The organism is Dyadobacter chenhuakuii, from assembly GCF_023821985.2.
In the GTDB taxonomy this organism is placed as follows: Bacteria; Bacteroidota; Bacteroidia; order Cytophagales; family Spirosomataceae; genus Dyadobacter; species Dyadobacter chenhuakuii.
This window is the reverse complement of record NZ_CP098805.1, coordinates 910,114-934,027: the sequence shown is the minus strand read 5'-3', so window position 1 is coordinate 934,027 and position 23,914 is coordinate 910,114. Positions and strand designations below refer to the sequence as shown.

21 protein-coding genes and 1 pseudogene are annotated in these 23,914 nt (G+C 45.9%); 8 read left to right on the top strand and 14 right to left on the bottom strand.

Features of this window, described 5'->3' with window-relative positions:
* Window positions 1–247: 247 nt before the first annotated feature.
* The gene (locus NFI80_RS03985) at window positions 248–400 is read left to right on the top strand and encodes a hypothetical protein (RefSeq protein ID WP_235164843.1); all 153 of its coding nucleotides are present in this window, start codon (window positions 248–250) and stop codon (window positions 398–400) included.
* Between the two features lie 79 nt (window positions 401–479).
* Here NFI80_RS03985 and NFI80_RS03980 read toward each other — a convergent pair whose 3' ends face one another.
* Complete coding sequence (locus NFI80_RS03980; protein WP_235164844.1) at window positions 480–755, bottom strand: hypothetical protein; 276 nt, start codon at window positions 753–755, stop codon at window positions 480–482.
* 181 nt (window positions 756–936) lie between these two features.
* On the opposite strand from NFI80_RS03980, the gene NFI80_RS03975 reads away from it, so the two are divergent.
* A complete protein-coding gene (locus NFI80_RS03975) occupies window positions 937–1,362 on the top strand; it encodes a helix-turn-helix domain-containing protein (RefSeq protein ID WP_235164845.1) in 426 nt (141 codons plus the stop codon).
* A 91-nt stretch (window positions 1,363–1,453) separates the two neighbouring features.
* On the top strand, window positions 1,454–4,408 hold the full coding sequence (locus NFI80_RS03970) for a type I restriction enzyme HsdR N-terminal domain-containing protein (protein WP_235164846.1): 2,955 nt from the start codon (window positions 1,454–1,456) through the stop codon (window positions 4,406–4,408).
* 45 nt (window positions 4,409–4,453) lie between these two features.
* On the opposite strand, the gene NFI80_RS25660 is transcribed toward NFI80_RS03970, so the two are convergent.
* Entirely contained in the window at window positions 4,454–4,693 is a 240-nt protein-coding gene (locus NFI80_RS25660; RefSeq protein ID WP_374759670.1) for a JAB domain-containing protein, read from the bottom strand.
* Window positions 4,694–4,918: 225 nt separating this feature from the next.
* On the opposite strand from NFI80_RS25660, the gene NFI80_RS03965 reads away from it, so the two are divergent.
* The 3 genes from NFI80_RS03965 (at window position 4,919) to NFI80_RS03955 (ending at window position 6,870) form a co-directional block, all read left to right on the top strand.
* Window positions 4,919–5,398, top strand: a complete 480-nt coding sequence (locus NFI80_RS03965) for a DNA glycosylase AlkZ-like family protein (protein ID WP_235164847.1) — start codon at window positions 4,919–4,921, stop codon at window positions 5,396–5,398.
* Window positions 5,399–5,436: 38 nt separating this feature from the next.
* Complete coding sequence (locus NFI80_RS03960; protein ID WP_235164849.1) at window positions 5,437–5,643, top strand: DNA glycosylase AlkZ-like family protein; 207 nt, start codon at window positions 5,437–5,439, stop codon at window positions 5,641–5,643.
* Between the two features lie 801 nt (window positions 5,644–6,444).
* Window positions 6,445–6,870 carry a response regulator gene (locus NFI80_RS03955; RefSeq protein ID WP_235160281.1) on the top strand — a complete coding sequence of 142 codons (426 nt, stop codon included), beginning with the start codon at window positions 6,445–6,447 and terminating at the stop codon, window positions 6,868–6,870.
* Between the two features lie 391 nt (window positions 6,871–7,261).
* Here the strand turns inward: NFI80_RS03955 and NFI80_RS03950 are convergent, their stop codons facing one another.
* The 7 genes from NFI80_RS03950 to NFI80_RS03920 all read right to left on the bottom strand — a co-directional run bounded on the left by NFI80_RS03950 (window position 7,262) and on the right by NFI80_RS03920 (window position 15,628).
* Window positions 7,262–8,431 (bottom strand): NAD(P)-dependent alcohol dehydrogenase, encoded by a 1,170-nt coding sequence (locus NFI80_RS03950; RefSeq protein WP_235160280.1) that lies wholly within the window; start codon window positions 8,429–8,431, stop codon window positions 7,262–7,264.
* Between the two features lie 75 nt (window positions 8,432–8,506).
* Window positions 8,507–9,658, bottom strand: a complete 1,152-nt coding sequence (locus tag NFI80_RS03945) for an aldo/keto reductase (RefSeq protein ID WP_235160279.1) — start codon at window positions 9,656–9,658, stop codon at window positions 8,507–8,509.
* A gap of 61 nt (window positions 9,659–9,719) precedes the next feature.
* The gene (paoC, locus tag NFI80_RS03940; protein WP_235160278.1) at window positions 9,720–11,918 is read right to left on the bottom strand and encodes an aldehyde oxidoreductase molybdenum-binding subunit PaoC; all 2,199 of its coding nucleotides are present in this window, start codon (window positions 11,916–11,918) and stop codon (window positions 9,720–9,722) included.
* A gap of 1 nt (window position 11,919) precedes the next feature.
* Window positions 11,920–12,870, bottom strand: coding sequence for an FAD binding domain-containing protein (locus tag NFI80_RS03935; RefSeq protein WP_235160277.1), 951 nt, complete (start codon window positions 12,868–12,870; stop codon window positions 11,920–11,922).
* A 48-nt stretch (window positions 12,871–12,918) separates the two neighbouring features.
* Window positions 12,919–13,563: an aldehyde dehydrogenase iron-sulfur subunit PaoA gene (paoA, locus tag NFI80_RS03930; RefSeq protein WP_235160276.1), complete on the bottom strand. Its 645-nt coding sequence runs from the start codon at window positions 13,561–13,563 to the stop codon at window positions 12,919–12,921.
* A 259-nt stretch (window positions 13,564–13,822) separates the two neighbouring features.
* Window positions 13,823–14,566, bottom strand: a complete 744-nt coding sequence (locus tag NFI80_RS03925; RefSeq protein WP_235160275.1) for an SDR family oxidoreductase — start codon at window positions 14,564–14,566, stop codon at window positions 13,823–13,825.
* A 78-nt stretch (window positions 14,567–14,644) separates the two neighbouring features.
* A complete protein-coding gene (locus tag NFI80_RS03920; RefSeq protein ID WP_235160274.1) occupies window positions 14,645–15,628 on the bottom strand; it encodes an aldo/keto reductase in 984 nt (327 codons plus the stop codon).
* A gap of 221 nt (window positions 15,629–15,849) precedes the next feature.
* On the opposite strand from NFI80_RS03920, the gene NFI80_RS03915 reads away from it, so the two are divergent.
* Window positions 15,850–16,749: a helix-turn-helix domain-containing protein gene (locus NFI80_RS03915; protein ID WP_235160273.1), complete on the top strand. Its 900-nt coding sequence runs from the start codon at window positions 15,850–15,852 to the stop codon at window positions 16,747–16,749.
* A gap of 171 nt (window positions 16,750–16,920) precedes the next feature.
* Here the strand turns inward: NFI80_RS03915 and NFI80_RS03910 are convergent.
* The 4 genes and pseudogenes from NFI80_RS03910 to NFI80_RS03895 all read right to left on the bottom strand — a co-directional run bounded on the left by NFI80_RS03910 (window position 16,921) and on the right by NFI80_RS03895 (window position 21,550).
* Window positions 16,921–19,048: pseudogene (locus tag NFI80_RS03910) on the bottom strand (xanthine dehydrogenase family protein molybdopterin-binding subunit).
* 98 nt (window positions 19,049–19,146) lie between these two features.
* Complete coding sequence (locus NFI80_RS03905) at window positions 19,147–20,166, bottom strand: FAD binding domain-containing protein (RefSeq protein WP_235160271.1); 1,020 nt, start codon at window positions 20,164–20,166, stop codon at window positions 19,147–19,149.
* Complete coding sequence (locus tag NFI80_RS03900) at window positions 20,163–20,795, bottom strand: (2Fe-2S)-binding protein (protein ID WP_235160270.1); 633 nt, start codon at window positions 20,793–20,795, stop codon at window positions 20,163–20,165. Before NFI80_RS03900 ends, NFI80_RS03905 begins: the two co-directional genes overlap by 4 nt.
* A 110-nt stretch (window positions 20,796–20,905) precedes the next feature.
* Window positions 20,906–21,550 carry a dioxygenase family protein gene (locus NFI80_RS03895; RefSeq protein WP_310587963.1) on the bottom strand — a complete coding sequence of 215 codons (645 nt, stop codon included), beginning with the start codon at window positions 21,548–21,550 and terminating at the stop codon, window positions 20,906–20,908.
* Window positions 21,551–21,814: 264 nt separating this feature from the next.
* Between NFI80_RS03895 and NFI80_RS03890 the strand changes: the two genes are divergently transcribed.
* Window positions 21,815–22,750, top strand: a complete 936-nt coding sequence (locus tag NFI80_RS03890) for a LysR family transcriptional regulator (RefSeq protein WP_235160268.1) — start codon at window positions 21,815–21,817, stop codon at window positions 22,748–22,750.
* Window positions 22,751–22,814: 64 nt separating this feature from the next.
* Here the strand turns inward: NFI80_RS03890 and NFI80_RS03885 are convergent, their stop codons facing one another.
* Window positions 22,815–23,576, bottom strand: coding sequence for an SDR family NAD(P)-dependent oxidoreductase (locus tag NFI80_RS03885; protein ID WP_235160267.1), 762 nt, complete (start codon window positions 23,574–23,576; stop codon window positions 22,815–22,817).
* Window positions 23,577–23,914: the final 338 nt, after the last annotated feature.

Below are 23,914 nucleotides of genomic sequence, written 5' to 3'. Positions count from 1 at the left end.
TACCGTTTACCGTTTAATCAATTCATTACTTCCATCAGACCAGCCGAACAAGAGAAGGTCACCATTCCTGTCAAGCTTACTGAGCAGCAGGTTCAATTTTGATTCAGGAATGCACAGCGCCGGCTGCCGGCTTTTGCTTTACCGGAGAGTCTTCGAGGTATTCGCGGAAGGAACATGCGCAGGTTGTTGAAATGTATGGAGGCATTGCCGCCGACTCAGCGACCGCAAAGCTTCATTATCTGGTGATATGCGACGTGTGGAACCTGCCTGGGCATTTGAAATGTACGAGCGAAAGGTGGAGAAGGCCATGAATTTGAAGAAGAAAGGTGCCGGGACGGAAGTGGTTTTTCAGGAGGATTTGTTTGCGGCTCTGAATGTGTTCGGATTTTCTCATTCCTGACCACCAAATGCATTGAAAATCAATTGCATCAAAATAAAGAAAGGCAACCGCTTAGAGCCGATTGCCTTTCCATAAAAAGCTAAGCTTTCATCTTTCCAACATCCTGAAAGAAACACACCAGCTCTTTGAAAGAAACAAACCTGTTGTGCCCCCTCGGATCATAACCGGCTTCCTGGCTGAAAAAGGTGAAGCCCGTATACATATCCCAAAGGTCTTCGATCCAAGTCTCGGCGTCACTTTGGCTAAGAAGGTCTTTAACTTTCCGGCCGTAGGCGCGATAGAGACGGTCGGCCGACTCCGAGTCTTCGCAATCAATGTCTGAGTGTGGACTATGCGTCAGCAGTTGTGTGTCCATTTTGTTAATGTTAAGAGTGTGGTAAAAATCTTGCATTTACGTTCTTTGCAAAACACTCACTCTTGCAGACAGTACGCAACACCATCGCCGCGGTAACATACACTGCAATCCCTGTAAGATATCCGAGCACTTCACGGCAGATTTATATAAATTGCTTTTTTTAACCAAACACCCTTTCCACATGGCACATACTACTTCCAATCCAAAGATCCACGAAGGCCGTAACTTAAAGAGATTCAGGGAAATGATGGCTGTAAAACAAGATGCGCTCGCGTTTGAGCTCGGTGAAGACTGGAACCAGCAAAAGATCTCGCTACTCGAACAAAAAGAAAAGATTGATTCCGACATTTTGGAACAAGTTGCGGCGATTCTCAAAATTCCGGCTGAGGCGATTCGGAATTTTGATGAACAACAGGCTATCAACATTATATCAAATAACACTTTCGATAATTGTGTTCAACCAGCCTCGGTTTTTAATAACTCTACAATCCACCCAATCGACAAAATGATTCAGCTTCATGAGGAGAAGATTGCTTTGTATGAGCGGATGTTGAAGGAGAAGGAGGAGATGATGGGAAGGTTGGAGCGATTGATTGGTAGACACTGAGAAGAATCACAGACATGTTCATGGCAACCTAGACAAAGAAAAAAAGTGAGTTGTCACAATCATTTCCCTTAGCCGACAAAAAAGTCAAACAATGAACGAGGAGGAAATTAGAGGAAAAGTGCTTTTGCCATTTTTGAAAGACCTAGGTTTTGATCCTTCTGAAATTTCCCTAGAGGAGTCATTTACCATTAGGCTTGGAAAAAACCACCATATCATCCGAGGGCGCTACGACATTCTCTGCAAAAGAAATAATCAGAATCTTTTCATAATTGAATTAAAAAGCGATTCAATCGAAATATCACACGATGATATCGATCAAGGAATTTCATACGCGAGGATGCTGGTAGGCAATATCGCTCCATTTACCATTCTTACGAACGGAAAATCAACCAGAATTTTTGACTCAATATCCAGGCTAGAAATTACTGATAAGAAGATTTCAGAATATTCCGACTTTTGGAAAAACGGCTCAACGCTATCAACCGATGAAGAACTGAGAATAAGATACGATGCGTTAAAAAAATTTATCTCCTTTTCTGATGAAAACCTGAGGATTTTTTGTACAAATCAGGTACAGGACCGTATGGGTCCGATTGTAGGGAGCATTGATTCTCTTACACCCAAATTTGTAAAAGAGCTCTTTGTTCAAAGAGGCGATTTGCAATCCACATTCGCAAGATTCGTCGAATCGAATGCGAAAGTTTTTGGGTTGGTTGGTGCGGCAGGCGTGGGAAAGACGAATGCAATTTGTTCAATTGCACTTGAATGGGTCGAGAAAACATTCGTTTTTTTCTACAATGCAGTAATGATCAACAAATCTCCTATCGAGCATATCGCCCAGGATCTGAACGTCTTCTTTTCAAGTAAAAGTGACAGTGACTTAATTCTAAAAAAGCTTAACGAACTAGGCTTATTTCTAAATAAAAATATACTGCTATTTATTGATGCAATCGACGAAAGTACAAGCCCTCACATATCAATAGAACTGAGCGAAATCGCATTAAGTGTCAGAAACTTTGAAAAAATTAAAATTTGTATAAGCTGCAAGTCGAGCGATTGGTCATCAATGCTCGAAATTAATGGGACGCCCACCCACCTATTTGAAGAGCTAAGGAAGTTCCACTATCCGCTCGTAGCACTTGGTAACAAACCGGGGTATCTTATTGATAATTTCAGTTATGAAGAGATGGAAGATGTTATGCCTTTGTACCAAAGCACTTTTGGTTTCGAAGGAGATCTTTCAAAAAGTGTAATAGACGATTTGAGAAATGGCTTTTTTTTGCGAATATTTAGCACCGTATATAGTAATCGTAAAGTACCAGAAAGGATAAATGATAGAAACTTGATAAGAGATTATTTACAGCAATCCCTTGAAAAGGCAAATATTAATATTCGGACTGGTTTTAGGATTCTTTCAGAGATTGGTAAAATATTAATTAGCCATCAATACAAAAGTTTTTTTCGGTTCGGTGATGAGGGTATAAACTACGATACGTTGCTTGATAAATTAAACTTTCCACTGGAAGAAACCTTACCAGAAGGCCTATTTTCGCGAAACATTTTAATCACAACAAACAGAAAAGAATCCTATAATATATCTTTTTATTATTCAAAAATAAGAGATTATATTATTTGTTATCATTCTTTTAGGTTACACGAACTTAGTGATGACGAATTTTACACAATCGTTGAGTTATTTTATCAAAACCATATTGGTGAAAGCGCAATAAGTTTTTATTTAGATAATGCTAAGGAAAGTCATAAATTCGTTCTTGCTAAATTCAAAAGAAATAAAGCGATAGCTTATGTATCAATCTATGATTCATATTTAGAGGAAAATTTCAAAGCGTTCAAGCAGCTCTTTGTTCCAAGAACCGACGGTGAGATTGGAATTGTCTTTCCGATAAACCCAAAAAGAGATGGATATGCATTGTATCCATTGAAATCTAAGAGCGACCAGAAGATTATTTATGAAAATTTAGACAATCCGTTTTCGAACTCCTATTATGATAGCCGCATGTTTGAGATAGGAGTTGATACTGTTCATGGAAGTCATTCCGCACTATTAGGGCCAAGTCAAGAAAAGCTTGCCAAAAAAGAGATTTTTAAACAACTGAAGAAGATTATAGAAAACGGCCGTATCAGTGCATATAATTCCGATATATTGTTGATGGAGCAAGTATCTGCAATTATTTACTATTACTCTGCAAAACTAGGGTTTGACACAAAGAGAGCCGACTTCTATTTTCCTAGATTCGATGCAATTTATCCTCTCGATATGCTTGATGTACTCACCAGAGTACGCAGAATTAGAGCTATTTACTATTATGAGAGACAAGGCGTTTCATCAAAAGATCTTAACACTTTGGTAGAAAACGCGCTGCAAAATAATATAGATTTTCCCAGATTAAATATTGTCGGAGATTTTCCGCCATTTGAAGAGCTTTCAAAAATAGTTACAATCTTATTGAAAAGGGGCTATCGATATTTCGATAAACACCATCTGCCCTATCCGGACAGATCAATACAGGAATCAAAAAAACATCTTCAACGGCAGCCTAAGAACGAGATTTCCGATACGATAAACTCTCAGTTCAGTACTGTACAAACGAAAGTATATATCGAATGCTTTTTTAGACATTTGGAACGGTCTTACAAGGAATTTGTTGAATTCAATTTCCCTAAACTTAAAAATGGGTTTAATTTTTATATTTCGATGCCGCACGAGTATTTTTTTTACATGAGGGAATCAGAAAATTCTAGATGGGGCCAGTATGCTTATCGTAATAGCAAAGACGGTCAAATTAAATTCCATCATAAAGAATATGAGCCGGATAAAGATGTGTTTGAGGAAGACGATGTAAAGGTTCTTTATGGATTTTCATTCGATAGCCTTATTCGTGTGGATTACAGAAACTTGGTTAAGACAATTGATAGATTAAATACACCTAAACTTGATGAGTCCTGTGTTATCAGAAGTTGGATTTACAAAATTCTGAAAGATGATATGAGAAAAATGTTTAAGGAACATGATGAGAGTATTTAGGCTTAACTGACTTGGAAGAAGATCTTGATCTATTTGAGGGTAACATTAACGTGAATTGTGTAAACAGGTATCTGTAGGTATTCTTCGTAATCTATTTATTGGCATAACTAAGTTTATGCGGACTGGAAACTTATTGCATGCCAGCATAATTACTGTTCTTTTCGCTTTCAAAGCAGCCACAAAAACAATCCTTACATCAGCACTTTCGCCTGAAATCGCACTTTTGGAAACTTCAAAAATACCCAGCACTCGGCTGGCATTGTTTAATAGCAGTATCTTGAACACTTCAATAAAATCAAGTGCGACGTTCTGTAGATCAGCTAATTTTCTGCTACCTGATACAAGTCTGAGACATTCGCGAAGCTTTCCATAATTACCTTGATTGGGATAGCATTGAATGAATTATGGCGCATCATTCTGGCACCAGGTAAGCAATTAATGAAGCAACGGAATAATTAGCTGAAATCTTAGATATGAATTTCCGGCAGTTATTCTGAAATTGACGGGATCATGGAATCTCTTGTTCTGACCATACCACAGGTAAGGAAAATTGTCCTGGAAGCAGCCGGACTGGCCCGCAAAGCGCAATTCGGGATCGGAATCGAAGCTGTTTACCGGATCATTGACCATTTGGGTTTTGTCCAACTGGATACTAATTACGTGGTTGAGCGGGCGCATCATCATGTGATGGCTGCCCGTATCCCCGATTATCAAACAGAATGGCTGGCCGAACTCTGCGAAGATGGAAGCATTTTTGAATATTTCACGTCAGCCTCTGGTTTTCTTCCCATGCATGATTTCCGCTTTACGCTGCCGATTAAAAAGGCATTCAAAGCGCAGCGTAAACCACTTACACAGGCAGAGACAAACCTGATGAAACAGATTCTGGACCGGGCTGAACGCGAGGAGTCGCTCACGGTAGGTGATTTTGAAAATGATCGCGTAGAAGCGAGCTCCGGCTGGTGGGACTGGCGCTTGCGGGCGAGTTGAAAACAATTACCGTCGAAGGCTAAAAAGGTCCTCTTTATATGTTGCCCGATCAAAACGTCGATATTGATTTATCAGACGAGGTTTTGATCCTTTCCCCATTTGATATTCTGAATGTATTTCGTCACCGGTTGAAAGATTTTTTTGATTTCGATTACCAGATCGAATGCTTTGTGCCGGCATCCAAACGCCAGTATGGCTACTTTTCTTTACCAATTCTCTGCGGCGATCAGCGAGCAAGCAATTAGTGGAATAAAAAATGCCGCCCGGAGATCCGAAACGGCATTTTGTGGAGATGCGGGGAGTCGAACCCTAACAGTAACCGATTTATTTTCAAATACTTATAATCCCACGAAATGCGGCAGTCCCGAATTTGCCTCTCAATTTGAAAGTTACATTTAGAACATCTTTTCTCTTGTTCAAAGATACAATCTTCAAGCGTTCCCAGCAAATGTCAGTACAGTTACGTTCCAAATATTACCTCAGTCAAAATACAGGTATCTACGTGAGATATAATGTTGCATTGGAGATTAGGAAACAATTCATAACATCCATGAATTCGTTCTCGCTGGCTAATCGTTACAAAGAACCGTAAAGATGAGTTTGAAAATGCCTGTTAGAATAATGTATCAGACCCGCGCTAGTAAGTTCATCAGTCCAAATCTTTGGTATCTTAATTTTAATCCGGGGCGTGCATCCAAGATCTTCCCATGTAATTCAGTTTCAAAACTCAGTTTTCTCCAAGCATTAAAATTACAAGTTTGTCTGCTATTCTCTCGTAATTGCCATACCTACAAATCACTGATAGTACAGTTTAAGGTCTATTCGTCTAGTATACCGTAATTAGATTTCATGAACTACTAAGCTGTACCAATTGTCTGGTGTTTTTGGTCAACTTGTAACGGCATGGCAGTCGAATGCCGGAGTACGGAAAAACCACCGATTAATTTGGCCACCTCGAGCGGTTACATATAGAGTCTGTGAATCACGTTGTCAAGAGCGTATAGTCGATAGAGATAGGCGTTCTATAAAAAATCTTATATTTGCATATGAGGAGAAGTACAACTTTCTTTTTAGCAGATGACGACGCCGATGATCGCCTATTAATGATAGAGGCGATCAAAGCCATAGATCCAAACATAGCAATTGTTGAATCAGAGAATGGGCAGGAACTTCTGACGGTTCTAGAGTCGCAAACAGCATTTGATAGATGTCTTATCATTCTGGATATGAACATGCCGAAAATGAATGGCTTGGAAACTCTATCGAATCTGCGAATCATTCCTCGCTTAGCTTCCTTGCCTACAGTTATGCTTTCAACATCTGGAAATCCAAATATGATTGACTTTGCTAAAAAATTAGGTGCGCTCGACTATTATATAAAGCCATCTACCATGGATGGCCTAGTAAACCTGTGTCGTCAATTGGTTTTTGGAAAAGCTGGGCAACCTGATGTCGGGCCCGGTATGCTTTAACCACCGTTTCCGCGTACGCTTATAAAGGACAAATGGGAGAAAGAACCACGAACCTTAGCTTACCGCCGGCCAAGCAAAATCTGAAGGCGCCTGTACTTCTAAGAGCCGAAAGATTTTCTGTTTTGTATGACCTGCCATAGCTAAGTGCTGCCTTAGTGCACCGGCCTTACATGTAGTATTCCCGACTACCCAAGCACATCCGCCGTGCTGACGGCATTGTCGAAAGGTTATGTGGTTGCTTCGGCTAGAGCGCGTGGGCGCTCCCAAAGCCCCGGCCGCTACAGGGAAGCAGGTTGTGGAAGCCTAAAAACGGCTGGATGAAAAACTTCTCGAAGTTGTCAGAGTAGAAAATGAGCTTTTTTCGGTGATGCCCATTTGAGCCTTTTTTATTCTAAAATGTTGCAGCATCAATCACATATCTGAAACGGGCTTCTTTGTTGATCACCTTCATCCATGCATCATTGATTTGCTGGGCTTTGATGATTTGTATTTGCGGAAAAACCTTGTTGTCTGCACAATAGTCAATTACCTCTTGTGTTTGTGGCATACCTCCTATAAGTGAAGCATTGAAATTGACATGTGTATTTGCAAACGCAATAGTATTTAGCGTAAGATTAAAACCAGCAGGCATACCCACCTGTGTAAAAAATCCGCCCCGTTTCAGCACCGAAGCATAGGCAGCTACATCAAACTGCGCAGGAATGGTTGAAATCATATAGTTCAGCTTTTTTCTATAAGGCTTCAACTTCGCTACATCATCAACCAGAATTGCTTCTTTCACTCCAAAACTGAGTATATCTTTTACTTTATCAGGCGATGTCGTAAATGCATACACATCCGCACCTTTCGCCACGGCCAATTTTACAGCTAAATGTCCAAGACCACCTATACCAGCCACGCCGATCTTGTCTCCACGCTTGAAACCTGCATTTATTAATGGAGAATAAGTAGTAATTCCAGCACACAGTAAGGGTGCTGCTTGCTCGAGGGAAATGTGGTCAGGAATATGAACAGCAAAATGGTCCCGCACAACAATGTTATTCGAATAGCCACCTTGTGAAATACCGGAAGGTGATATTCTATCAGGAAAGCCATAGGTGAAGACCGTAGCGCCATTGTCACAAAACTGCTCCTCACCATGCTGGCAACTTTCGCATTTCATGCAGCTGTCTACCATACAGCCAACACCCGCCCTATCACCTACTTTAAACTTGGTCACCTTCTTACCAACTGCTGTAACGATCCCAGCAATTTCGTGACCCGGAACCTGCGGGTAAGGCTGTGCCCCCCAATCGCCCTTCATCGTATGGATATCCGAATGGCAGATACTGGTAAACTTGATCTCGATAAGAATGTCGCTATCGCCCACAGCCCTACGTTCAAATTCCCAGGGCACTAGTTTTCCTGAAGCATCTTTGGCTGCGTACCCTTTAGTTTTAATGTTCTTTACCCCAGTTGTTTGAGTAAACATTGGTAAGGGTCTTGCCAACAGTAATCCCGCACCTGCCAGGGACGCTTGTTGAATAAATTTTTTTCTTGATAATTGATTTTCGTCGTTCATGACAACCTCTTTTTATTATTTACCAATGTTGTATTTTCTATTCGTTGGTGTCTATGGCAAGCTGCCAGGTGTCTATCAATATTCTACCCGCGCCTGCTGTAGTGCATCATAGCGATCGCCAACAACACCGATTTTTTCTATTTTACTTTCGATTTCAGTAATTTCTTCTTTGGTCAATGTGAAGTCGGCAGACCGAAAATCTTCTTCTAAATGAGATAGTTTGGTAGTTCCGGGTAAGGCAACTATAAAAGGGTATTTTGCAAGCATCCATGCCAGGCATATTTGCGATGAGCTCATGCCTCTTGTTTTGCCAAACTCATTTAGCGCCTCGACAATTCGTATATTAGATTTAATCGCCTGGGGCTGAAAACGTGGCCATGCGCCGCGAATATCATTCGTGTTTAAATCAGAGTATTCGGTTAAGTTCCCGCCCAATAAACCACGGCAAAGCGGACTGTAGGCCACAAAACCTATCTCCAATTCCTGCAAAGTGGAAAAGATGAATTCTTCGGGAAGCCTGGTCATCAGAGAGTACTCACTTTGCACCGCTGTAACAGGGCAGACAGCGTGTGCCTTTCTGATGGTTTCTGCCTTGGCTTCACTAAGCCCAAAGTGCAGCACCTTTCCAGTCTTAATAAGATCTTTTACCGTGCCCGCAACATCCTCAATTGGCACGTTAGGATCAACCCGGTGCTGAATGAAAAGATCAATGCGGTCGGTCCTCAGGCGTTTGAGAGATTGCTCAACGACCTTACGAATGTGCTCTGGTCTACTGTCTAAGACATTTTTGCCACCAATGTCAAACCCAAACTTGGTGGAGATGGCAACTTTGTTTCGGATGGGTGCAAGGGCTTCTCCGACCAATTCTTCGTTAATGAACGGCCCATACACTTCGGCGGTATCAAAAAAATCGCAGCCACGTTCCGCAGCATCCCGGATAAGTTTGACCATGCTCTTATGATCAGGATGGACACCTCGGCCCGTGTGCATTCCCATGCACCCCAACTGAATGGCCGAAACCACAAGCGGGTTCTTCTTTGAGCCCAATGACCTCTTCTGGGTGAGTATGGCACCAATATCTTTTTTCTTTTCCGGGTCCTGAGCAGCACTTGCATAACTTTTACCGGTTCCGGCAGCAACTGTTCCCAAGCCCAACAAAGTGGCCGCTTTTAAAAAGCCTCTTCGCATCTTAGGATCTATGTTTTTATTCTCCGTCTGATTTTTCATTTTCATTATTGATTTCTTAAAACAAGTTTGTTTGAATATGAACCCGGCTACCTGCACAAACTCAAACTGCTCTTAAAAGTTTGTCGAGCGTAACAGGATAATCCCGCACCCTGATCCCGGTCGCATTATAGACCGCATTGGCCACAGCTGCTGCCACACCAACGATGCCCAGCTCGCCGATTCCTTTTGCTTTCATGGGCGACATCGTTGGGTCAATATCTTCCAGTAAAATCACTTCCTGATACGGGATGTCTGCATGAACAGGGACTTCGTAACCTGCCAGGTCATGATTTACAAAGAAGCCGACCCGCTTGTCAACCACCATTTCCTCCATCAGGGCCGCTCCAACGCCCATCGTCATTGCGCCAATGACCTGGCTGCGCGCGGCTTTCGGATTCAATATCCTTCCCGCATGGCATACTGCTACCATTCGCCTTACACGGATCTCATACGTAAATGCATTTACCGCGACCTCCACAAAATGCGCTCCGAATGTATCCTGCGCGTATTCTTTTGAAAGCTCTCCGTATGTCATCTCATCTACAACCACCAGATCCTCAGTTTTAGCTGCATCACCTAATGCAGCACTTTTGTCGCCAAGAATGATGCGGCCGTCCGAAAACTGGGCTTTCTCTGCATCGAAACCAAGCTTAGCTGCTACTGCTTCTCGCAGTTTCATGCAGGCAGCGTATACGCCGGAAGTTGAAGAAGCCGCACCCCACTGCCCGCCGGACCCCGATGATTCAGGGAAGGATGAATCCCCAAGCTTCACCTTAACCTGATCGATGCCGACGCCCATCATTTCTGCTGCGGTTTGCGCGATAATGGTATAGCTTCCGGTACCGATGTCGGTCATGTCTGTTTCCACCGTGATCCTGCCGCTGCTGTCAAGCCGTACCCGTGCAGCTGACTTGGTAACAGGCGCACCCCGCATTGCTGATGCAACCCCCATCCCAATGAGCCAGTCCCCTTCCTTAATGGCCCCTGGTTTGACATTCCGGCGCTCCCAACCAAATTTGTCGGCTCCCTCGCGCAGGCATTCCACTAATTTGCGCGTGGAGAACTTGCGTCCCGGTTTCTCGGGATCTTCCTGTGTGTCATTTTTGATCCGGAAGTCGACCGGGTCCATGTTGAGCTTTTCAGCCATTTCATCCATCGCTATTTCAAGAGCCATCATACCCGAGGCCTCTCCCGGAGCGCGCATGGCACTACCCTCAGCCAGGTGCAAAGTAGCCACCCGGAGCCTGGTGAGCCTGTTGGCACCGGCATATAATACCCTCGTTGATGCGGTAGCAGCTTCGGTCATGCCGCCTGGCAGATTCCCTGACCAGCTTTCATGGCCTATCGCCGTAATTTTGCCATCTCGATCAGCGCCTATCCGAATGCGTTGAATGGTTTTAGGACGGTGGATGGTGTTGTTAAACATTAAAGGACGTTGTAATGCCAGTTTCACCGGCCGGCCAGAGGCACGGGCCGCCAGACTTGCCGCTACCAGATCCGAAAGGACCGTACCCTTTCCCCCAAAGCCACCGCCGATGTAAGCTGAGATAAGCCGCACATTTTCTTTGGGTATACCCAGAATAAAAGCAAGGTCGCGGACGCCCCAGTTAAGCTGCTGTATCGTGCACCAGCAGGTCAGCTTATCCCCATCCCATTTGGCAATGGTGGCATGGGGCTCCATCATTGCGTGCGCTTGGTCGGGTGTAGAGTAAGATTGATCTAATTGTACCTGGGCCGTTTTGAATGCTCCTTCAAAATCGCCTGTCAGCGATTCGCCCGGAGGCGTGTAGGGACCTGGCCAGGGGGCCTGAGCGCCAGCTCTTGAAGTTTCCAGGTCATAATTGCCTTTCGTTTTTTTATATTCAACTTTCAAAAGTGCGGCTGCTGACCTTGCCTGTTCGAAAGTTTCCGCTACAACAATGGCAACGGCCTGGTGGTAATGATCTACCTGCGGCCCGGCCAGAAAACGGCTGACATAAAACTTGCCAGTCTCCAGGCGCCCGGCATTAGCAGCGGTTACAATCGCCAACACGCCAGGCGCTGCTTTGGCCGCAGCCTGATCGATGCGTGTGATGGTTCCTCGCGCAATGGCTGCACCCAATATATAGCCGTAGGCGGGATTGGTAACCTCTTCATTATATTCATAGGCATACTTGGCCGTGCCCGTTGTTTTCAAAGGGCCTTCCACGCGGTCTGTTGGCTTGCCAACGACCTTTAACTGATCAATGGGGTTTTGCCCTGCTGGTTTGTCGAATTTCATATCAGCTTTTCCCTTCTTTTAAGACTAGTTCAATCGTGCGTTCTATCAGACCGAGTTTAAACTCATTGTCTTTGGTGGGCCTGGCGCCCTCCATCAGTTTTGCAGTAAATGCCTTTGAGCCCGATGGCAACAGACTTTCTGCGCCCGGAACGCGCCATGGCTTTGGAGCAATGCCGCCAACGGCGATCCTGCCGCTTCCGTCTTTAAATAAAATGGCAGCAACCGACACCAGGGCAAATGCGTAAGAAGCCCGGTCACGGACTTTATGATAAATGTGCGTGCCTCCGGCCGGGGCAGGTAGCACCACGGAAGTGATCAGCTCATTCTTTTCCAGCGTATTCTCCAGATGTGGGGTTTTCCCCGGCAAACGGTAAAGTTTGGAAATAGGAATCTGCCGGGTCGTGCCAGCGGGATTGATGGTTTCCACCACTGCGTCAAGGGCCGTCATGGCTACGGCCATATCGCCCGGATAAGTCGCAATGCAGGCATCACTGCTGCCGATGACAGCTAGTTGTTTGCTAAACCCAGCGATGGCGGCGCACCCGCTGCCAGGCACCCGCTTGTTGCATTGCTGATTGGTATCATAAAAATAGGGGCACCGCGTGCGCTGCAAAAGGTTACCCGCCGTTGTTGCCTTATTGCGCAGCTGCCCGGAAGCGCCCGCAACCAGCGCCCTGGATAAAATGCCATAATCTTTACGGATATGCGGGTCTGCCGCAAGGTCCGTGTTACTGACCAGTGCGCCTATCCTTACCCCGCCATTGGCTGTTGTTTCAATTTTATCCAGTCCAATCCGGCCAATATCGATCAGGTGGGTAGGCGTCTCGATCTGTAATTTCATCAGATCAAGCAGATTTGTGCCGCCTGCCAGGAATTTAGCTCCCGGCTTTGTGGCGACAGCCGCTGCGGCCTGGGCAGGCGTGGTAACGCGTTCGTATGTGAATGATTTCATCGGGTTAGATCTCGTTTGTGAAAATGATGCAGCAAGCTTTTATCGGACTCACGCCCCTGCAACCTCCGCTGCTGCTTCGGCGATGTTGGAATAAGCGCCGCAACGGCAGATATTCCCGCTCATTCTTTCCCTGAATTCCGCATTGGTAAATCCCACCTTCGCATTCAGATCGGCACTCGCGTGGCTGGGTATGCCTGCCTTTATCTCTTCAAGCACAGCAACGGCTGAGCAGATCTGACCAGGTGTACAGTATCCGCATTGGTATCCGTCGTGTTTGATAAATGCGGACTGCATCGGATGCAGCTTCTCGGGTGTTCCCAACCCCTCAATTGTGGTGATGGAATCGGATTCGTGTTGCAATGCCAGCGAAAGACATGAATTGATTCGCTTTCCATTGACAAGCACCGTGCAGGCACCGCACTGTCCATGATCACAACCTTTTTTGGTGCCTGTCAGGTGCAGATGTTCCCGGAGCAAGTCCAGCAATGTTGTCCTGGTATCAATTTCCAGTTTCTGGACTTTTCCATTCACCGTAAACGATACCTCAGCGGAAACAACAGGTGTCACGACCTGTGGCGCAGGCCCCGCCTCTAATCCGGTTACCTTGGTAATAGCCAGCGTGGTGACTGCAATCGCAGTCCCGGCCAGCATTTCGCGCCGGCTGATGTGGCCTGCTGAATCTTCATTTTTCATATTTTCGCCGTTTACCTAAAACTCGTTGACTTACATTAGCTATACCTTATATAAGCTAGTTAGATCATTAAAATAATTACGAAACCTTGATTATTCTGCACTATTTCAATATCTGCAATATAAGCTAAGCTGATCGGCGAGCATGTAGGATATCAAACAATAGATTATGAATATCAAACTACCACCCAGGGTTTGACCAGAATTTGAAACATTCTTGTCTTACTACTGTAAATTCTGCTTAGCTGCCCAAACGTCACTGTTATAGTTCCTGTGCTGTCGGACGGAAGATCACTTCATTGATATCTACATCATCTGGCTGACTGATTGCAAAGGCAACCACACGTGCAAAGCTATCCGGACTGATTCCTACCGCTCCTACATAATCCTGGTTGGCTTGCTGAATATCGGCCTCCGAAATGTGTTCCAAAAGCTCTGTTTTGACTGCACCCGGACAGACGATCGTGGTGCGAATGTTGTAGGGCTTCACCTCTATCCGTAAGCCTTCGCTTAATGCCCGCACGGCAAATTTGGTTGCAGAATAAACCGCAGAACCACCAAATACTTTATGTCCTGCCACCGAAGATGTGTTGATAATCTGGCCTGACTTCTGTTTTTTCATATAAGGCAGCACAGCGGCAATACCATTGAGCACGCCTTTGATATTCACATCGATCATCGTATCCCATTCATCGACATTAAGACGGTCAATCGGTGATAACGGCATGATACCTGCATTGTTAAGGATCACGTCTACCCGGCCAAAATGCTTAACTGCTGAATCGACGAATTGCTTTACCTGATCTCTTTTGGTTACGTCCACAGCGATAGCAAGCGACTTTCCGCCATTGTCTTTGATCTGCTGGGAAAGCTTTTCAATTTTATCAGCTCTTCTTGCGCCCAGCACAACGGATGCACCCAGGTTGGCCAAATGCTTCGCGGCCGCTTCGCCCATGCCACTGCTAGCTCCTGTAATTACCACTACTTTTCCTTTGATATTTTCCATAATAATTGAAAATCTGATTTTACTTATTACTGATCTATAATGCTATTCTCCAACTGTCTCCATGGAGAATTCCGGGCGCTACCGTTCGACTTGTTTTTGCATTTCGGCCGGGTAGCGCTCGCCCATGATCTTGATCTGAGAAACCGCTGCATCGATCTCGCTCAGATCGTTTCCGCTCAACTCAGTATTTACAGCACCCAGATTTTCTTCGAGCCGGTGACGTTTTGTGGTTCCCGGAATGGGCACGATCCAGGGTCTTTGAGCCAGCAGCCAGGCCAATGCAATTTGCGAGGCAGTGGCATGCTTGTCGGTTGCAAGTTGACCGAGCAGGTCCACCAGGTTCTGGTTTACCTTCCTGTTTTCTTCTGCAAAACGAGGGACTTTATTACGGAAATCGCTTTTGTCAAACGTGGTATCGACGTTTATTTTGCCTGTAAGAAAACCCTTTCCCAGCGGACTGAACGGCACAAAGCCAATGCCGAGTTCTTCCAATGTGGGCAAGATTTCGGCCTCAGGCTCTTTCCACCAAAGCGAATACTCACTTTGCAATGCAGCAACCGGCTGGACGGAGTGGGCGCGGCGAATGGTCGCAACACCGGCCTCCGAAAGGCCGAAATGCTTCACTTTTCCTTCGCTGATCAAATCCTTCACAGTTCCGGCAACGTCCTCAATGGGCACATTCGGATCCACCCGGTGCTGGTAAAAAAGGTCTATTACATCCGTACGTAAACGTTTTAATGATGATTCTGCCACTACACGGATATTTTCCGGGCGGCTGTCGAGTCCCATGGCTGGAACCCCACCGGCAAAACCGAACTTGGTCGCAATCACTACCTCTTTACGGAATGGCTCCAAAGCCTCACCTAGCAGTTCTTCATTCGCAAATGGTCCATATGCCTCGGCTGTATCAAACAAAGTAACGCCCCGCTCCACAGCTGCACGGATCAGCTGGATGGCCTGATGCTTTTCAGTTGCTGGCCCGTATCCAAAGCTCAGTCCCATGCATCCCAGACCTAACGCAGAAACTTCCAGCCCACTATTTCCTAATTTTCGTTTTTCCATTTTAGTTTATCGAAGTGATCCATTAATGGGCAGCCGCATAGAAGACTGGCACATCATTTTAGCCGCTAAGCTCCTATTATTGTATCGCAAAGTTCCGCCCGTTTTTGCAATCACTTTGTATACATATTCCTGATATTTATACCAATGTTCCATATTCATAATCAGTATGTAGTCAGGCCCTTTTGAAATCTGTAATTTGGTAGCAGTTAATAAAAAAGACAATGGAAAATCAGATCCGGTTTGATTCGGTAAGTGATTACAATGCATTCAACCAGCACGAAACGCTGCATCCTTTGGTGACTGTCGTAGACCTGTCAAAAGCTGACACGCGGCAGATCAAAAACATGTATTTGGGGCTGTACTTTGTCATGCTAAAAGGAGTGGCGTGCGGGGATTTGCGCTATGGCAAGCAGAATTACGATTATCAGGAAGGCACGCTCGTTTTCTTTGCGCCTGGGCAGGTGGTAACTCTTGAAAATGAGCTATACAGGCCGAACGGTTATGCGCTGGTTTTTCATCCCGGTCTGCTGCACGGTACCGCACTCAACCAGCACATCCATGAATACAGCTTTTTTAGCTATCAGACCCACGAATCGTTGCATATCTCTGAGCGGGAAAAGCAGATTGTGCTGGATTGCCTTGCTAAAATCAGGTATGAGCTAGAACATGCCCTCGATCATCACAGCAGGAAACTGATCGTTTCAAATATCGAGCTGTTTCTAGATTACTGCAAACGCTTTTACGACCGGCAATTTCTTACCCGCGATACGGTGCACAAAGGGATTATTGAACGCTTTGAATCGCTTTTGACAACCTACTTTTTGTCAGACAAGCCCAGTATGATTGGATTACCCTCGGTGGCTTATTTCGCCAGTGAACTTAACCTGTCCACAAAATATTTTGGGGACCTGGTCAGAAAAGAAACCGGGCAAACTGCGCAGGACTATATCCAGGCAAAACTGATTGATGTGGCCAAAGAGAAGATTTTTGACCAGACAAAAACAGTAAGCGAGATCGCATTTGAAATGGGATTTAAATATCCCCAGCATTTTTCAAGGCTATTCAAACAACACGTTGGCCAAACGCCTAATGCATTTCGGGGACTTCGAAATCTGAATTAGTAAGTACTATTTCAAACACCTTTCTCCCTGTATTTTTCTCATTACTATTCACGGATTTTAATATGAAATCTGCGAAAAAAAACACCCGCAAGTTAATTTTGCGGGTATTTTGTAAGATTTGATATTTCACTTAGTGGATTAATTCATCCGGATTCACCAGTAAATCGAGCATCAAGATACCTGCTGCATGACCTTATCCGGCGTGATAGGTAACTGCCTGATCCGCTTACCAGTCGCATTAAAGACCGCATTGGCAACCGCAGCAGAAAATCCGATCAGTGCGATCTCACCCATTCCCTTTGCGCCCATCGGGTTAATGATCGGGTCGGGTTTATCAATGAAAATTGTTTCGATCGCCGGCACGTCGGCGTGCACGGCCACGTGGTAATCCGCGAAATTATTATTGACGAATCTGCCAAAGCGGTGATCGATTATCGCTTCCTCTGTCAGCGCCATTCCTATACCGCCTGCCACGCCGCCGATCATTTGACTGGCTGCTGTTTTTGGACTAATAATCCGGCCCGAATCGGCTACGCTGACTGTTTTGGTCACACGAACAGCACCGGTGAGCGCATTGACCTTTACCTTTACAAAATGCACGGAGAACGAATACATAGAATATTTTTCCAGCTCCGCGCTCCCTTTCGAGTCGGCAGTTTGGGCGATTGAAGGCAAATTGTTGGCTTTCAACAGTTCAGCTACCGCCACCTTTTTTGAAGGACTGTCTGAGATAAAAACATTTCCATTTTCTATTGAAAGATCGGCCACCTTACTGCCCGCAAGCGGCGCGCCTGCTTTTGTTGCAAGGTCAAACAGCTCATTTTTGATTTTTGTACAAGTATCGAAAACAGCAGAGCCAACTGCGGACACAATCGCCGAACCGCCCTGACTTGGCGCTTTCGGTAGCGACGTGTCGCCATATTCAACCTTAATGCGCTCGAATATTCAGCACATTGTGCGCAATCATCGTCAAGGCTGTGCCCGTGCCCGGACCGATATCAGTCACCGCGCTTTGCACTACCAGCGATCCGTCCGCATTGAGCACCACTCTGGCCGACGCTTCCCATCTGAATGCATTGAAAACGCCCGTGCTCATGCCATAACCTGTGAGCCAGTTGTCTTCCTTACTCGCGCCCGGATCGTTTTTACGGTCTTTCCAGCCGATAGCCTCTGCCCCGCGCTCGTAAGCTTCCTTCAGATGTTTGCTTGAATATGGCCGGTTATGTTCAGGATCGGTTTCCGCGTAGTTTTTAAGCCGGAATTCAATCGGGTCTATACTAAGCTTGTGAGCCATTTCATCCATGGCCGATTCCAGTGCAAATGCACCCGTCGCTTCACCCGGGCCGCGCATCCAGATCGGCACGCTTCGGTCGAGTCGCACGAGCCGGTAACGCGTGCTTACATTCGGACAGTCGTACATAAACTTGGTCATGTTGACGGTCGCTTCCGTAAAATCTTCATATTTAGCCGTTTCTGCCGTGGCCGCATGATGAATGGAGACGAGTTTGCCATTTTTGTCTGCGCCCATTTGAATGGACTGCGCCGTGTAAGGCCGGTGGCCGACCATGGTAAACATTTGGCTCCGGTTCATAACCAGCTTCACCGGGCGACCTACTTTTTTTGCAATGGCCACGGTCGCCATTTCCTGCGGCCAGGTGCGCAGTCCCATTCCAAAACCACCTCCCATATATTCGGTATGCACATGGATGTTTTTCGGGTCGAGTTTAAATGCCTGCGCCATCGCCTGCTGGGTGGAATTGACACCCTGTGTTTTGGCGTAGATCATCAGCTGATCCGCGCCGGTCCAGTGCACGACAATCCCGTGCAATTCCATTGGGTTATGCACTTCAATGGGAATTGTATATTCCGATTCCAGCTGCACCGGTGCTGATTCGAAAGCTTTTGCTTTACCCCGTGAGTAATCACCGCCTCTTGGCGTAATCTCATCTTTTTTATATTTTTCGAGATCCGTTCGCGCTTTTTGTTTGCTGTAAATGGCTTTGACAAGTGATGCGGCGTAGGTCGCGCGTTCATAGGTATCGGCAACAACCATGGCGATAGGTTGGCCGTCGAACAGGATTTTCGGACTGCTTAGGATGCGGTATTTTTCTTCGGTGTCAGGTTTGGGCGGCGGTCCGTCGGCCTGCTTGCTTGGCGGCGCATCCCAGCCCGGAATCGGCGGCATATTTTGGTGGGTAAATACACCCAACACGCCAGGAGCGCCCTGCGCTTTTTTAGTGTCTATACTTGTAACCGTGCCACGCGCGATGTCACTACCTACGATGACACAATAGGTCATATTCGGAATGGCAAAGTCGGCAAAGTATTTGGCTCCGCCGGTCACCTTCATTCGCCCGTCGACCCGGTCAAGCGGTGGATTTTTTTCGTTTTTCATGGTCAGACGGTTTGAGTGGCGATTTGAAGTGCTTCGATAATGGAATTTGGAGCTAAGGTTAGTTTAAAATCATTTTCGCCATAACCTTTCGCGCCCTGCATGGCAAGCGTGGCCGCTTGTCTGAAATTTTCGAGGGTAGCTTCTTTCCCTTTCAGATAACCTTCCGCCTCGGCCAGCCTCCAGGGCTTATGCGCAACGCCGCCCATTGCCAGCCTAATATCCTGAATCGTCTTTCCTTTCATATCCGCAGCAACCCCCACCGAAACGAGCGCGAATGCATAGGAGGCCCGGTCGCGCACTTTGAGATAATGCGAGTATTTACCTAATTCATTCTTAGGCACATCTACGGAAAGAATCAACTCCCCTGGTAGCAGCGTATTATCCTTCTGCGGGGCATCGCCCGGCAGGCGATGGAATTCAGCGAAAGCAATGCTGCGGTTGCCTTTCGGCCCGGTCACATTGACCCGCGCATCCAGCGCTGCAAGCGCAATGCACATATCGCTGGGGTGCACGGCAATGCATTTTTCGGAAGTGCCGAAAATCGCGTGCATCCGGTTAACACCGCCGATCGCGCCGCATCCCGACGGACCATTGGGCTGGCCTTTCGAGGGACCCGACTGGATCGGACCGCGTTTGTTGCACGGCATGGAATGATCGTAAAAATACGGACAGCGCGTGCGCTGCATCATATTACCCCCCACAGTAGCCATATTCCGGAGTTGAGCAGAAGCGCCAGCATTTAGCGCCATTGATAATAATGGGAAATACTTTTTGATCAGTGGGTGATCGGCAACTGCCGAGTTTTTGGCCATTGCGCCGATGCGTATACCGGACGTAGTTTCCTCAATTGTGGCCAGGGGCAGGCGGTTGATGTCGACGAGCCGCTCGGGAATGATAACTTCCCTTTTAACAAGGTCGATCAGATTTGTCCCACCGGCCAGAAAATAGGCACCGTTTTCCTTAGAAACGGCCGATACCGCCGCCAGGGGCGTGTTTGCACGCGTGAATTGAAATTGGTTCATATCCGGCCTCCTTTTGATTTAACTTCCATAATTGCCTCCACAATGTTCGCATATGCGCCGCAACGGCAGATATTCCCACTCATATATTCCCGCACTTCGTCGGGCGAATTGGCATGCCCTTCGTTAATGCAGGCGACGGCCGACATGATCTGGCCGGGTGTGCAATAACCACATTGAAATCCATCGTGTTTGATAAATGCTTCCTGCATCGGATGCAGCTTTTCAACACTACCCATTCCCTCAATCGTCGTGACTTTGCAGCCTTCTGTGGTTAGTGCCAGAGTCAGACAGGAGTTGACGCGCTGGCCGTCCACATGCACCGTGCAGGCTCCGCATTGACCATGATCGCAACCTTTTTTAGTGCCGTTAAGGTTTAATTGTTCGCGAAGTAAATCCAGCAAAGTCACCCGAGGCTCCACGGACAATTGCTGGGCAACACCATTGATCTGAACGCGAAGCGGCTGCTGTTCAAATGCGACCGCCACTTTCTCGTCCAGACCCTTCTCAACGGAGTGTACTGCGGCTGGCGGCGTCAGCGCGAAGGCAGCGAGCGCGGACGACTGTTTCAGGAACGTCCGCCGCGATGCACCAGTGCTTTCCGGCTCCCCGGCATTATTTTCGTTGTCCATGGTGATGTTGTGGGTAAATAATTAAAGTACTAATTTTAATTGGTTAAATGCTATTGTTCCTATATACTAAAATCGCGCGAATGCTTCACATAGCCTGCTTCAATAACTTCCTACAATGCCCTCACATTAATTGTGTGATTCAACACAAATCCATTCGCTACACTACCGGATATTTGCGCCATTTCATTGGCAACACCGTCGCTGAACACCATGTCCCTTTCGTTGGTAGTATCTTGCAGCCCATGACTTGCATAAACACCCTGTCTGTAAACTGTGTCACAAATTTCCTTGGGAAAAGCAATTTGGGTAATGAGTAACGAAGCACCTGAGCGACTGTAAATATGAACATGAATATGCGGCGCCCGGCCCGGATACCAGCCCGGAAAAATGCTTGTCCAGGAGGCTAGACCCGCAGAGTCAGTTATCTGGCGACCTCTCAAAAAATGTACATCTGTTAAGTTGACCGATTGCGACCCATTCCCACCATACTCTGAATAATAGCCGTCCTTGTCACATTGCCATATATCCACCAAAACCCCGGTCAAGATTTCGCAATTGGCATTGACGTTTCTGACTGTAATATTTATTTCGATGGGCACGCCTACTCTGTCAGAAACAATGTTGCTTGTTATTAAATCGCCCGGACGTCTTATTGGAAACGGCCCGGGCGTTTCTGAATTGGTCACAGCACAACTCTGCGACGTTGAATCTATTGAGGGGTTTTCTACAATTGCATCCTCCTTACAAGCTTCCATTATGGGAAAAGCCGCAAAAACACTAAGAGAGCTAAATCCTTTTTTTAAAAAATCTAATCGGTTCATTGGCCTTGTACTTACGGTTGGTACAAATGGATAATTAGTGTTTTATAGAATGTAAATGTTGCTTTGTAAATCCCGTTGTCGATAATGATAATCAAACCATTTCTTATGAATATCAAATAGTACGTCCAAAGTATAGGGTAGCGTGGTTTGCCTGAGGAATTAACCTCCATATTTGTAAGCCAATATGGAGATACTGAAATGGAATTACGTCAATTAAAGTATTTCGTGCGTGTTGCCGATGAATTACATTTTGGCAATGCTGCCCGGAAACTTTTTATTTCACAGCCAGCACTAAGTCAGCAGGTGAAATTATTGGAAGCTGAGCTGGGCGTTGAGTTATTTGTTAAAATCAAACGTACACAATCACACAAAGTAGAGCTAACTCTGGCAGGAGAAGCTTTTTTGTCAGATGCGAAACGCATTCTTTCCCTTGCTGACAAAGCGATCCGTGATGTCCGGCAAGTTGGAGCAAAGCAGCAAGTGATCACACTGGGTGTTTTCAAGCTCATTTTGCCCGAAAGGATTATGGGAATATTAGAACTATTTTCTTCCCACTTCCCAGCGGTGGAGATCAAACTTGTTGAACTGCCAAATCCAGTCCAGGTGCAACTTAATGTATCGAATGGTGAAATAGATATGGGCCTTTGCGTGCTTCCACTCGTGAAAGAAAGCCTGACTGCCAATCTATATACGCAAGCTGATTACAGCATTTTAATGAATCGGAATAACCAACTTGCCAACCGCAAGGCGGTCGCCCTTGCAGAACTGAAGAATGAAAAATGGATCGACCACGGACCCGAAGCCGGCCTGTTCTACAGCCAGTTGGAAGAAGTATGCCGGCTAGCGGGTTTTCATAGAGAAAGCAACATTGCGCATTATGTCCCATCCTTTGACCTGTTAAAAAGTATGGTGCGGTCGGAAAAAGGTATTGCCTTTATTCCCGCTTCTCTGGATTTACGGCACGATCCCAGCCTGATCTCGATGCCGATTTCCAATCCGGATGGAAGCCCATTCAAAGAAATTGTCATTCAGCATGTGCTCATTTATAAAACAGAGCCATGTACGCCATTGGTGCAGGCACTGGGCGGATTGGTCAAAACTCTGGGGGAACAGACTTTCCAACTCTCGACATAAGCCCAGTTCCCTGGGATTTCGCAAATTATTACCATTTGCCACCTCAGTCAGAAAATGACACCTTTCACACAAACGGTAATGCAATGCCGGTTAGGTTTTCGCAAAAAGACAGGAACTTCTCTTGGACCGCTCCCTGGTCGGCCTGACGCAGATAACGGTCTGGCTTTTGATGATGCAAATACATACCAGATATTTTGGCTTGCTCATCACTACTTACAGCAAGCCAGACCTGGGTGGCAAAGCCTTTCTGTAAATTATCCGGCGCTCCGGGGCCACCCATCTTGGTGGGCACCCAGCCAGGGTCTACTGCATTAGCATAAATATCCGGACGGAGTCTGGCGACGGCCATTGCCAGGATCAGATTGTGGAATTTGGAGTCGGAATAAGTTATACTGAGTTTTTCCTGGTTTAAGCCTGACAAGTTTGGGTCTGCCTGCTTATGCATTCCCGAACTCGTATAGATCAGGCGATGGGGCTGCTTAATAAGGCAAGTCAGCACATATGGAGCAATCGTGTTAACAGCAAATAATGGTGGCAAGCCATCCAAAGTCAGTTTGTTTTCATGCATCTGGTATACACCTGCATTATGTATGATGGCATCAAACTGCCCAAGTGCGTTAACCTGATCAGCAAGATTCTTTGTTTCTTCAATGCTTGACAAATCGCCAGTAAGCACAGCTTCTGCTCCAGGCACCATGGCTAGACCATACTTTGAGCGCTCCCGATTCCGCGCATGCAACACCACACTATGACCTTTGTGGACGAGCGCATTTGCTGCCAACTGCCCAAGCCCGTCCACAGAGCCTGTAATGAATATCCTTGCCATTTTTGTTACTGATGAAGTTTAATACATTATTATCAACTTAGATCGTATCTGGCTATTTATTTTACAAAGCACAATTGAGAAATACGTTTAAGTAAGCCAAACCTCGCCACCAACGCTAACAACAAATTTAACCTCACCGCAGCCACACGAATAAAGATAATCAAACCATTGATTATGAATTTCAAACACATCACTGGAAAAACTAACGATTATGTATATACGCTTTTAACTAAAAAGGTGAAAGTCATCAACTCCCACCTTTCTTTACAACTGTACTTCATATAAACGCATTAGATACAAGAAATCCCCGAATCCCGTTGCCAAAGTTTGCCTACATA